General features: G+C 61.5%; 10 protein-coding genes and 1 pseudogene. 3 read left to right on the forward strand and 8 right to left on the reverse strand.

All coding sequences use genetic code 11. The annotated features are described in order from the left end of the window. The 4 genes and pseudogenes from cyoB to M2D63_RS23345 all read right to left on the reverse strand — a co-directional run bounded on the left by cyoB (position 1) and on the right by M2D63_RS23345 (position 4,034). Complete coding sequence (cyoB, locus tag M2D63_RS23330; protein ID WP_285865425.1) at positions 1–2,019, reverse strand: cytochrome o ubiquinol oxidase subunit I; 2,019 nt, start codon at positions 2,017–2,019, stop codon at positions 1–3. Positions 2,020–2,022: 3 nt separating this feature from the next. Continuing rightward, a complete protein-coding gene (gene cyoA, locus M2D63_RS23335) occupies positions 2,023–2,967 on the reverse strand; it encodes a ubiquinol oxidase subunit II (protein ID WP_285865426.1) in 945 nt (314 codons plus the stop codon). A gap of 491 nt (positions 2,968–3,458) precedes the next feature. Beyond that, positions 3,459–3,506 (reverse strand): annotated as a pseudogene (locus M2D63_RS23340) (KxYKxGKxW signal peptide domain-containing protein); the annotation flags it as partial. A 21-nt stretch (positions 3,507–3,527) separates the two neighbouring features. Beyond that, positions 3,528–4,034 carry a disulfide bond formation protein B gene (locus M2D63_RS23345; RefSeq protein WP_285865427.1) on the reverse strand — a complete coding sequence of 169 codons (507 nt, stop codon included), beginning with the start codon at positions 4,032–4,034 and terminating at the stop codon, positions 3,528–3,530. 239 nt (positions 4,035–4,273) lie between these two features. Here M2D63_RS23345 and M2D63_RS23350 point away from each other — a divergent pair, with 239 nt between their 5' ends. Beyond that, positions 4,274–4,537 (forward strand): YebG family protein, encoded by a 264-nt coding sequence (locus M2D63_RS23350; protein ID WP_285865428.1) that lies wholly within the window; start codon positions 4,274–4,276, stop codon positions 4,535–4,537. Positions 4,538–4,542: 5 nt separating this feature from the next. Here the strand turns inward: M2D63_RS23350 and M2D63_RS23355 are convergent, their stop codons facing one another. Beyond that, the gene (locus M2D63_RS23355; RefSeq protein ID WP_285865429.1) at positions 4,543–5,562 is read right to left on the reverse strand and encodes a Glu/Leu/Phe/Val dehydrogenase dimerization domain-containing protein; all 1,020 of its coding nucleotides are present in this window, start codon (positions 5,560–5,562) and stop codon (positions 4,543–4,545) included. Positions 5,563–5,687: 125 nt separating this feature from the next. Between M2D63_RS23355 and M2D63_RS23360 the strand changes: the two genes are divergently transcribed. After that, a complete protein-coding gene (locus M2D63_RS23360) occupies positions 5,688–6,494 on the forward strand; it encodes a SirB1 family protein (RefSeq protein WP_285865431.1) in 807 nt (268 codons plus the stop codon). Here M2D63_RS23360 and maiA read toward each other — a convergent pair. From maiA to hmgA, 3 genes are read right to left on the reverse strand one after another with little or no spacing between them, the layout of a single operon-like run. Next, on the reverse strand, positions 6,491–7,129 hold the full coding sequence (maiA, locus tag M2D63_RS23365) for a maleylacetoacetate isomerase (RefSeq protein ID WP_285865432.1): 639 nt from the start codon (positions 7,127–7,129) through the stop codon (positions 6,491–6,493). The two genes, M2D63_RS23360 and maiA, sit on opposite strands and share 4 nt — an antisense overlap. Before the next feature lie 12 nt (positions 7,130–7,141). Next, positions 7,142–8,434: a fumarylacetoacetase gene (gene fahA / locus M2D63_RS23370; protein ID WP_285865433.1), complete on the reverse strand. Its 1,293-nt coding sequence runs from the start codon at positions 8,432–8,434 to the stop codon at positions 7,142–7,144. A gap of 3 nt (positions 8,435–8,437) precedes the next feature. Continuing rightward, positions 8,438–9,739: a homogentisate 1,2-dioxygenase gene (gene hmgA / locus M2D63_RS23375; RefSeq protein WP_285865434.1), complete on the reverse strand. Its 1,302-nt coding sequence runs from the start codon at positions 9,737–9,739 to the stop codon at positions 8,438–8,440. 173 nt (positions 9,740–9,912) lie between these two features. Here hmgA and M2D63_RS23380 point away from each other — a divergent pair, with 173 nt between their 5' ends. Then, positions 9,913–10,698, forward strand: coding sequence for an IclR family transcriptional regulator (locus tag M2D63_RS23380; RefSeq protein WP_285865435.1), 786 nt, complete (start codon positions 9,913–9,915; stop codon positions 10,696–10,698). Positions 10,699–11,117 lie beyond the last annotated feature (419 nt).

Here is an 11,117-nt window from a genome sequence, read left to right on the forward strand (position 1 = left end):
TTAAACCCGTTCAAACGATTTGACACGTGCGCCGGCCGGCGAACCGGTAGCCAGGCCCAGGGACTTCAAGCGCTCGCCTTCGATACGCGCCACTTCCTCGGCAGGCACCATGTAGCCCTGGTCGTCACGTGCAGCGTGAGCAACGAAGACCGCGATGGTAGCGACCAGGCTCGCGCCCACCAGCCACCAGATGTGCCAGATGAAGGCGAAACCGAATACGGTCAGCAGCAGACCCATGAACAGACCGGTCGAGGTGTTGTTCGGCATGTGGATCGCTTCGTACTTGCCAGGAACCTTGTAGGCAACACCGGCTTCCTTGGCTTCGTGCCAGGCATCCAGGCCGACTTTCTCAGGCATGTGGGCGAAGTTGTAGAACGGAGGTGGCGACGAAGTCGACCATTCCAGGGTACGGCCGCCCCATGGGTCGCCGGTCACGTCCATGTTGTCCTTGCGGTCGCGAACCGATACGTACAGCTGGATCAGCTGGCAAGCGATACCGAACAGGATCAGCACGGCGCCGACTACGGCTACGTACAGGTAGGGTTCCCACAGTGGGTTGTCGGAGTGGTTCAGGCGACGGGTCATACCCATGAAGCCCAGTGCGTACAGCGGCATGAAGGCCACGTAGAAACCGGACAGCCAGAACCAGAAGGCAGCCTTGCCCCACTTCTCGTTCAGGGTGAAGCCGAAGGCTTTCGGGAACCAGAAGGCGAAGCCGGCGATGTAGCCGAATACCGCACCACCGATGATCACGTTGTGGAAGTGAGCGATTACGAACAGGCTGTTGTGCAGGACGAAGTCAGCACCTGGAACAGCCAGCAGTACGCCGGTCATACCACCGATCGAGAAGGTAACCATGAAGCCCAGGGTCCACATGACTGGCGCGGTGAAGCGCAGACGGCCCTGGTAGATGGTGAACAGCCAGTTGAACAGTTTTACACCGGTCGGGATCGAAATCAGCATCGTCGCCAGACCGAAGAAGGTGTTGACGCTGGCGCCAGAACCCATGGTGAAGAAGTGGTGCAGCCATACCGCAAAGCCCAGTACCGCGATCGCACCCGAAGCGTAGATCATCGACTTGTGGCCGAACAGGCGTTTGCCGGCGAAGGTCGAGGTGACTTCCGAGAACACACCGAAGGCCGGCAGGATCAGGATGTAAACCTCAGGGTGACCCCAGGCCCAGAACAGGTTGACGTACATCATCGGGTTCCCACCAAGCTCGTTGGTGAAAATATGGAAGTCCAGATAACGGTCAACAGTCAGCAGTGCCAGGGCGGCGGTCAGGATCGGGAACGAAGCGACGATCAGAACGTTGGCCCAGGTGCAGGTCCAGGTGAAGATCGGCATGTCCATCAGCTTCATGCCAGGCGCGCGCATTTTCAGCACGGTGACCAGGAAGTTGACGCCCGTAAGTGTCGTACCTAGACCCGATAGCTGTAGCGCCCAGATGTAGTAGTCGACACCGACCCCAGGGCTGTACTGGATCCCCGCAAGCGGCGGATAGGCAACCCAGCCGGTCTTGGCGAACTCACCAACACCCAGGGAGATGTTGACCAGCAGCACGCCTGCCAGCAGCAGGTAGAAGCTCAGGGAGTTCAGGAACGGGTAGGCAACGTCACGTGCACCGATCTGCAGAGGCAGGGCCAGGTTCATCAGGCCGGTGAAGAATGGCATCGCCATGAAGATGATCATGATCACACCGTGAGCGGTGAAGATCTGGTCATAGTGCTCAGGCGGCAGATAGCCTTCGGAGCCACCAGTGGCCGCAGCCAGCTGGGTACGCATCATGATGGCGTCGGCAAAGCCGCGCAGCAGCATGACCATCGCGACGATGATGTACATCACCCCGATTTTCTTGTGGTCGACCGTAGTCAGCCACTCGGTCCACAAGTAGGACCATTTTTTGAAATAGGTGATTGCACCGATCACCGCAATACCGCCGAGCGCGATCATGGCGAGTGTCACCATGACTATCGGCTCGTGATACGGAATCGCATCCAGACTTAGTTTACCGAACATCTCTTACTCCTCTGCCCCAGCAGCTGAATGCATACTCACGTCCATCCCTTCGGTACCGGCCGCTTCTTTGCTCTGCTCTTTCTCGTGGACCGGCCGACCGCGGTTCATGCCTTCGTACTTGTCGACGATGGTCTGGAACTGGTCAGGCGAGGCCACGCTGTACAGCGCGACTGGATTGTTTTCGCTAGCTTTGGCCAATGCCGCGTATTCAGCCGAATCCAGCTGTTTAGGCGACTGCTTGACTTCGTTCACCCATGCCTCGAAATCGGCCTGGGAGGTGGCGGTTGCCTTGAACTTCATACCGGTGAAGCCGGCACCGCTGTAGTTCGCCGAGATACCGTCGAACTCGCCGTTTTCGTTGGCGATCAGGTGCAGCTTGGTGGTCATGCCGGCCATCGCGTAGATCTGGCCGCCCAGGCCCGGAATGAAGAACGAGTTCATCACCGAGTCGGAGGTCACGCGGAAGTTGACCGGAGTGTTAGCCGGGAAGACGATCTTGTTGACCGTGGCAATGCCTTGTTCCGGGTAGATGAACAGCCATTTCCAGTCCAGGGCGACCACGTCGATCTGCACCGGTTTCACGTCGGAAACCAGTGGACGATACGGGTCCAGCTCGTGGGTGGTCTTGTAGGTCACATAGCCCAGGGCAATGATGATCAGTACAGGAATGGTCCACACCGCCACTTCGATCTTGGTCGAGTGCGACCAGTCAGGGGTGTAGGTCGCCGCCTTGTTGGAAGCGCGATACTTCCAGGCGAACGCGATGGTCATGAAAATGACAGGAATCACCACCAGCAGCATCAAGCCGGTAGCGATCAGGATAAGGTTCTTTTGCTCAATGCCGACCTGGCCCTTCGGGTCGAGCAGGGTCCAGTTGCACCCACTGAGTAAAAGCATGCCTAAAAAGGGCAGAATGCCAAACAGTCTGGGGTAACGCTTTTTACTCATCTCACGACCTCTAGAGCAGCTTGCTTCAATGCAATTTGTGTTTTGGTAGCCAACACTTCGTCCTGCCAAGCGTCAGCATTTTGGGATCGAATACGGTCATACCTTGAGGCCAGCTGCGGCGGCTCGGCATAGACCGGGTATTGCGGTGGTTATTATTTTGACTTCGCAGGCAACAGGCCTGTCTTCAGACCAATTCCATTTGGTGCGGGAAATCACGGAGGGGGGTCAGCCCGGCATCGCCGCAGGCGATGCTTCAGAGTCAGCGAAAAGAGCCTGAAGCTCCTTTAATCCTGCGACTCGCAAGCAGTGCCGAACGGAAATTGGGGGCGATTGTAGATAGGTCGACATTCAATGACTATGACTAATTGCGCAACAGTCTTTTACCAAAACTGTAACAATCAAGCCCTGAAAATCAGTTTCGCGACAGTTTGTCGCACCCTCTGCGACACCGCTGAAACCCTTGTTCTACAAGGGTCAAAGCTTGATTCAGATCAACCCGGGTGCGACACCGAAAGAAAAATCCATTGCTTACCAGACTTGCATCAACACGGGACTTTTGTCTAAGGCTTGCGACGGTTGCGGTAGATGCCCAGGGGCACCAGAACGGCGGTCAGAATAAACGCCACCAACGCCCATTGTGCCAGCGACAACCCCAGTACCGGCGGATAGGGTGTGGAGCAGAATCCATCGACCTGGAACACCAGGGGCAACACCGATGCCAGCGGCAAACCATCGACGATCGGTTGCAAGGTATCGATGCCACAGCTGACTGCAGGGTTGGCCAGGATGTAGACATGGTTGCCGGCGGCGGCGATACCGCCGATGGCGCTGAGCACCACCAGGCCTTCGAGCAGGGTCAGGCTACGCCGGCCCGGCATGGCGGCGCCAATGAAGGCAAACACGGCGATCAGCAGCAGTGCATAGCGTTGCAGGATGCACAGCGGGCATGGCGCTTCGCCAAGCACCACCTGCATGTACAGGGCGCCACCGATCAGGGCCAGGCAGATCACTCCCAGCAGTACCAGAAAGCGCCGTTCCCGGTTCAGGCGCGATGTTTGCTCGTTCATTGCATATCCTTGATTGGCTTGAATGGCTCGACTGCCTGTCCGGAATTCTACACGCACATGAAGACCGTAGAGAGGGGCAAAAGTGCCGCGCCAGAGCAACGCAGGCTGGAATCAGCCGCCCCCGGGAAGCAGATCAGTCAATTGCCACTATCTTAGTCCTGTGGATTACCCTATCATTAATACTGTACGAATAAACAGTATCGTAACCATCGATAGACAAAAGGCACGTGAGGTGATGAATGGCCGTCGAAGTGGTATACCGCAGCAGCCGCGATCTGGAGCGCTTGTTCATGGATAAAGCCGAAGCTGACCGTCACGACAAGATGCTCGAACTGGCCGAGCTGCTCGCCGAGGTCCTGAAAAAAGCCGTCCCTTCGCTCAGCGAACAGCAGGTCGAGGATGCCGGCATTTATATGGCAAAGAATCGCGACGTCTTTGCCAAGGCCTTCAAGAGCCAGCCCGATGCCCTGTCCGAGCTGCTCGCCGAGGTTCCCGCCGAGTAACCCCTTCAGCCGTAGATCAGCTTCTCGGCAAGCATCTGCGCCACCCGAGCCGGCGAACGCTTCTCGGCCTGGGCATGGGCGAATACCTCGGTCAGGCGCGAAGGAATACGCGCCAGGTGGGCCGTGATGGTGTTCAACTCCTCGTTACGGTGCTTGAGCGCCACGTAGATCAGGCCACCGGCATTGATCACGTAGTCCGGCGCATAGAGTATCCCGCGTCTTTCCAGCTGGTCGGCTACCTGCAGGGTGGTCAGCTGGTTGTTGGCGGCCCCGGCCACGGCGGCACAGCGCAGCTGCATCACACTCTGGCCATTGAGCACCGGCCCTACCCCGCAAGGGGCAAAGATGTCACAGGGGGTGCTGATGAGCATCTCATTGGCCACCGGCCGCGCATTGAACTGCTCGATGGCCAGTTGCACCCTGCCCGGGTCATGGTCGCTGACCAAAAGCTCGGCGCCGGCGGTGTGCAACTGCTCGGCCAGGGCATAGCCGACATTGCCCAGGCCCTGCACCGCCACTCGCAGACCTTCAAGGTTGTCACTGCCCAGGCGCGCCATGGAGGTGGCGCGAATGCCGGCGAACACTCCCATCGCCGCATGGGGCGAGGGATCCCCAGAGGCCGTGGTGCTGGTCACATACGGGGTGGACTGGGCAATGCAGTCCATGTCCACCGTTGAGGTGCCACTGTCGATAGCGGTGATGAAACGCCCCTGCAGCGTATCGACGAAGCGCCCGAAGGCCTCGAACAGCGCCGCACGGTTTTCCACATGGGGGTTACGAATGATCACCGCCTTGCCGCCCCCCACCGGCAGGCCGGCCAGTGCCGCTTTGTAACTCATGCCCTGGGCCAGGCGAATGGCATCGGCCATGGCACTTTCGTCATCGGCATAGGGTAGGTAGCGGCAGCCGCCCATGGCCGGCCCCAGGTGCTCGCTGTGAATGGCAACCACGGCCTTCAGGCCTGTGGGCGGGTCGATGCACAGGTGCAAGGATTGCGTGCGGGTGCTTTGCATGAGCGCGAACATCAGCGGGCTCCTCAGTGAGGTGCTGCTCCCAGTATAGGCTGCACTTTGCCGAATGATGACAGCACCCGGACCACTGGACGAAAGCCTTTGCCAGCGCTAAAACAAAAGCTTGAGCGGAGATTGTCATGACCCCACGCCAAGCCTGCCTGGCCTGCCTAGAACGTGACCCCGTCGCCTTGCTGGAAGCGGCGTTGTGGATCGCTGCCGAGCACGATGCCAGCGTCGATCCGGCCTTGCAGATGCGCAAGGTCCATGACCTGCAGATAGAGGTCAGCAACCACCTGCCCATGTTGCCGCTCAGCGAGCTGGCCCAGCCGCTGTTGCGCCAGCTCAATGCCCTGGGCTTCCAGCAGGACGAATATCACCCGCTGCGCCCACAGGCGGCCCTGCTCGATAAAGTGCTGGAACGACGCCGCGGGCAACCCCTGGCCCTGGCCCTGCTGACCCTGGAGCTGGCCCGAGGCCTGTCGATACCGCTGGAAGGGGTGAATTTTCCCGGTCATTTCCTCCTGCGCGTTCCCGGTGCCGATCACCTGCTCGACCCCTGCGGTGGACGCAGGCTCTACCCCGCGGACTGCCGCGAACTGCTCGGCCGTCAGTTCGGCCCGCAACTGCTGCTCAGCGCCGAACACCTGGTCGCGGCCAGCCCCGGGCAGATGCTCCAGCGCCTGTCACGCAACCTGCGCCAGTTGCATTCGACCCACGATGATGACCTGGCGGCCCTCAAGGATGCCGAACGGGTACTGCAGCTCGGGCCGGCCACCGCCAGCGACTACCTGGCACGCGCCACCCTGTACCAGCACCTGGATTGCCCCCAGGCCGAACGCTTCGACCTGGAGCATGCCCTGCTGCTCAGTGACGACCCGATCCAGCGCCTGCGCCTGACCGAGCGCCTGGGCCAGTTGCACCCGGTGCCGCCCTCAGTGCACTAAGCCGCTGGTGCCGGTGCGTCGGGCTGGTTCGATGGATGGGCCTTGATGAAGGCCAGGTGTTTCTCGGCCAGCGCTGCCACCCGGAGGATTCGCGGGAAGTCGCCAAGGCTGATGTTGAAACGCTTGGCGGCATACAGCTGCGGAATCAGGTAGACATCCGCCAGCCCCGGCTCATCGCCAAAGCAATAGCCGCTGTCACCGATCAACTTCTCCACCGCCGCCAGCCCCTGGCTGACCCAGTGAGCGATCCAGGCGTTGACCTGCTCATCACCATGGCCCAACCCGCGCAACTGATTGAGCACGCTGACGTTGTGCAGCGGATGGATGTCGCAACCGATCAACGCCGCCACCCCACGGACCTGGGCACGCGCCACAGGCTCCTCGGGCAGCAGCGCCGGCTGTGGATAGACTTCCTCCAGGTACTCGATGATCGCCGGTGACTGCACCAGCAGTTCACCGGAATCGATCATCAGGGCCGGCACCCGGCCCTGGGGGTTGAGTGCCAGGAAGTCGGCCTCTCGCTGTTCACCCTTGAGCAGGTTGACCGGTACGTACCGGTACTCCAGCTGCTTGAGTTCCAATGCGATCCTCAGCCGATAGGACGAGGTCGAACGGAAATAGTTGAACAGATCCATGACACTGACCTCTCAATTGGCCGGAAGAATCTTGCCGCGGCATTCGCCGAACCCGATCGATGCCACGCCCTCACGTACACAACGGGCACGCAGGATGATCTCGTCACCGTCTTCGAGGAACTTGCGCACCTCACCCGACGCCAGCTGCACCGGCTCCTTGCCACCCTGGGTGATCTCCAGCAGGCTGCCGAACTGGCCAGGCTGGGCACCGGACAGCGTGCCGGAACCGAACAGGTCGCCCGGCTGCAATTGGCAACCGTTGACGCTGTGGTGCGCGACCATCTGGGCCACGGTCCAGTACATGCTCAAGGTGTTGCTCAGGGTCAGGCGATGGGCCGGCAGGTTCTGCTCGCGCATGCGCTCGGTCAGCAGCAGCACTTCCAGCTCGATGTCGAAGGCACCTTCGGCCTGGTCGCGTGCATCCTGCAGGTAGGCCAGCGGCTGCGGGTCACCCTCGGGACGGCTCGGTTGCGCACAACGGAACGGCGCCAGGGCCTCGGCGGTCACCACCCAGGGCGATACCGTGGAGATGAAGCTCTTGGACAGGAACGGGCCCAGCGGCTGGTATTCCCAGGCCTGGATGTCACGGGCCGACCAGTCGTTGAGCAGGCAGTAGCCGGCGATGTGTTCGCCAGCCTCCGCCACCGGGATCGACTCGCCCATCTCGTTGCCCTGGCCGATCCAGATGCCCAGCTCCAGCTCGTAGTCCAGGCGCGCACACGGGCCGAAGCTCGGCTCGCTCGCCCCGACCGGCAGGGTCTGGCCCTTGGGTCGACGCACGTCGGTGCCCGAAGGGCGAATGGTCGAGGCACGGCCATGGTAGCCGATAGGCACATATTTATAGTTGGGCAGCAGCGGGTTGTCCGGACGGAACAACTTGCCGACATTCTTGGCGTGCTCGATGCCCACATAGAAGTCAGTGTAGTCGCCAATGCGGGCCGGCAGGTGCAACTGGCACGCGTGGCTGGCCAGCAACAACGGCTTGAGCGCCGCCTGGTGTTCACTGTGCTCGCCCAGCAGCTCCAGCAACCGCTCGCGCAACGCCACGCGGGCGCCACGGCCCAGGGCGAAGAAGGCGTTCAGCGCGCCGCCGCGAGTTGCCTCGACCGCCGCACGGGCCTGGCCGTCGAACAGGCCGGCAGCCAGCACACCTTCAAGGTCCAGAATCGCATCGCCAATGGCGACGCCACAGCGCCGGGTCGCATCCTTGTGACTGAAGATCCCCAGCGGCAGGTTTTGCAGCGGAAAATCGCGATGCCCGTTGGCGTGTTCGACCCAACTACGGGCAATGGCGGACTGATTCATGGGTTATCTCCGGTTCGGGGTGAAGGTGCTCGGCAGCGAGGCCCAGCAACTATCGTAGTCGGCCTGCAGCTGCGGGCATTCAAGGGCGTGCTGGCTGGGGCGCAGCACCTGGCTGGTTTCGAACATGAACGCCATGGTGTTGTCGATCTTGTTCGGTGCAAGCTCCACGGCGATGGCCTTGGCGCAGGTCTCGGCGTCCGGGCCATGGGCGCTCATGCAGCTGTGCAGGGACGCGCCGCCGGGCAGGAAGCCTTCGGCCTTGGCATCGTACTCACCCTTGATCAGGCCCATGAACTCGTTCATCAGGTTGCGGTGGAACCATGGTGGACGGAAGGTGTTCTCGGCCACCATCCAGCGCGGCGGGAAAATCACGAAGTCGAGGTTGGCCATGCCCGGCACGCTGGTCGGCGAGGTGAGTACGGTGAAAATCGACGGGTCCGGGTGGTCGAAACTCACTGTGCCGATGGTGTTGAAGCGGCGCAGGTCGTATTTGTACGGCACGTTGTTGCCGTGCCAGGCCACCACGTCCAGCGGCGAATGATTGAGCTCGCAGCCCCACAGTTCGCCGAGGAACTTCTGCACCAACTGCACCGGGCCCTGGAGGTCTTCATAGTGGGCGACCGGGGCAAGGAAGTCCCGCGGGTTGGCCAGGCCGTTGCTGCCGATCGGACCCAGGTCCGGAATGCGCAGCGGCGCACCATGGTTCTCGGCGATGTAGCCGCGCGCCTGGCCGTCGAGCAGTTCGACGCGGAACTTCAAGCCGCGCGGCAGCACGGCGATTTCCAGCGGCTCGACCGCCAGCACGCCCAGCTCGGTGACGATGCGCAGGCGGCCCAGTTGCGGCACCAGCAGCAGTTCGCCGTCGGCGTTGAAGAACACCCGCTCCATGGATCGGTTGGCACGGTAGCTGTGAACACTGATACCGGCGGGTTTCTCGCTGGCGGAGTTGGCGGCCATGGCCACCCAGCCGTCGATGAAATCGGTCGGCTCGGCCGGAATCTCCAGCGGGCTCCAGCGCAGGCGATTGGGCGTCACCGCGCCCAGCGGGCCACCGGCCAACTGACGCTCGAGGCGTTCGAAGCGCGGATGCAGGGCCGAGGGGCGGATGCGGTACATCCAGGTACGGCGCAACTCGCTGCGGGCCATGGTGAAGGCGGTGCCGGAAAACAGTTCGGCATACAGGCCATAAGGGGCCTTCTGCGGCGAGTTCTGCCCGACCGGCAAGGCGCCGGGCAAGGCTTCGCTGGCGAATTCGTTGCCGAAACCGCTTAGATAATCGAGGACGGGGGTGCTTTCGAGGTTCATCGAGCCTCCGGGCCCAATGCAGGCCGGTTGATGGCAGTTGGCTGCGAGCTGTTCACCGGCGCAGCGCCTCTGCGTTATTTTTATCGTAATTACATTACGCATAACGTAATTTGATTGACGAAGACCGTCAAGCTATAAAGACGCCCACCTGGACTACCCGGATCGAATCCACCATGGCCAAAGCCAGCTCCACCGCCGATAGCGCCGGCAAACAGAAGGTCCGCTCGGCCGAAGTCGGCACCGATATCCTCAAGGCCCTGGCCCAGCTGTCGCCCTCGACGTCGCTGTCGCGCCTGGCCGAGCATGTCGACATGCCGGCGAGCAAGGTCCACCGCTACCTGCAGGCCCTGATCGCCAGCGGCTTCGCCGAACAGGATCCGGCCACCAATCACTATGGCCTGGGTCGCGAAGCCTTGCGCGTAGGCCTGGCGGCCTTGGGCGGGATGGATGTGCTGAAGGTCGCGGCGATGCCGCTGTCGCAACTGCGCGACGAGCTCAACGAGAGTTGCTTCATTGCCGTGTGGGGCAACCAGGGCGCCACCGTGGTCAACATCGAGCCGGCCGTGCGGGCGGTGACCGTGGTCACCCAGATCGGCTCGGTGTTGCCATTGCTCAGTTCATCGACGGGCCTGGTGTTCGGTGCCTACCTGCCGGAGCGCGAAACCGTCGAGTTGCGCGACCAGGAACTGGCCGCCTCGGGCCAGAGCGCCAGCGACTACCAGACCCTGTTCGCCGACATCCGCCAGCGTGGCCTGCACCACGTCCATGGCCTGCTGATGCCCGGCGTCGATGCCCTTTCGGCGCCGGTGTTCAACGCCATGGGCCAGATTGCCGCGGTGTTGACCGTGGTCGGCCCCACCTCGATCTTCCATGCCGACGAGCAGGGTCCGGCGGCAAAACAGCTGCTGGCGGCGGCGCAGCAGATCAGCTGGCGCATGGGCTACGAAGCGCCGCGTTAAGGCGCCAGGCACTGTTGCCGGGGTTGCAACAGTGATTGTCACAATCGGCTATTTTTCCTTTCAGGTCAGCGTCTTATCCTGTTTGCAGCTGGACCGGAAACACCACCGGACGCGCTCCAGCCCGGGTCTTTGAGGCGTGTACACCCCGCCGCCCGGCAACAGGTTCACCGACGTTGATTTTGAAGCTCCTTGATCTGCGTCTTACCTTGGCCGCTACCTTGTAGCGGCCTTTTTTATGGCTATTCGTGGAATCCTGGGGATTATGATCCTTGGGCTTGGGCTTGGGCTTGGGCTTGGGCTTGGGCTTGGGTCTTGAAGCTGCGAGCTTATCCATTCAATGCAGCGAGGCTGCCGGCCCCTTCCGCCCTTACGGCGGGTCCCTTTTGTCTTGGCAAAAGGAACCAAAACCGCTCGCTCCT

Origin of the sequence: Pseudomonas sp. BJa5 (assembly GCF_030272875.2) — a bacterium.
Classification (GTDB): Bacteria; Pseudomonadota; Gammaproteobacteria; order Pseudomonadales; family Pseudomonadaceae; genus Aquipseudomonas.

Bases quoted from the DNA above. Each gene is read 5' to 3' on its own strand.
- cyoB (WP_285865425.1), bottom strand. From the start codon at position 2,019: ATGTTCGGTAAACTAAGTCTGGATGCGATTCCGTATCACGAGCCGATA.
- cyoA (WP_285865426.1), bottom strand. From the start codon at position 2,967: ATGAGTAAAAAGCGTTACCCCAGACTGTTTGGCATTCTGCCCTTTTTA.
- M2D63_RS23345 (WP_285865427.1), bottom strand. From the start codon at position 4,034: ATGAACGAGCAAACATCGCGCCTGAACCGGGAACGGCGCTTTCTGGTA.
- M2D63_RS23350 (WP_285865428.1), top strand. From the start codon at position 4,274: ATGGCCGTCGAAGTGGTATACCGCAGCAGCCGCGATCTGGAGCGCTTG.
- M2D63_RS23355 (WP_285865429.1), bottom strand. From the start codon at position 5,562: ATGTTCGCGCTCATGCAAAGCACCCGCACGCAATCCTTGCACCTGTGC.
- M2D63_RS23360 (WP_285865431.1), top strand. From the start codon at position 5,688: ATGACCCCACGCCAAGCCTGCCTGGCCTGCCTAGAACGTGACCCCGTC.
- maiA (WP_285865432.1), bottom strand. From the start codon at position 7,129: ATGGATCTGTTCAACTATTTCCGTTCGACCTCGTCCTATCGGCTGAGG.
- fahA (WP_285865433.1), bottom strand. From the start codon at position 8,434: ATGAATCAGTCCGCCATTGCCCGTAGTTGGGTCGAACACGCCAACGGG.
- hmgA (WP_285865434.1), bottom strand. From the start codon at position 9,739: ATGAACCTCGAAAGCACCCCCGTCCTCGATTATCTAAGCGGTTTCGGC.
- M2D63_RS23380 (WP_285865435.1), top strand. From the start codon at position 9,913: ATGGCCAAAGCCAGCTCCACCGCCGATAGCGCCGGCAAACAGAAGGTC.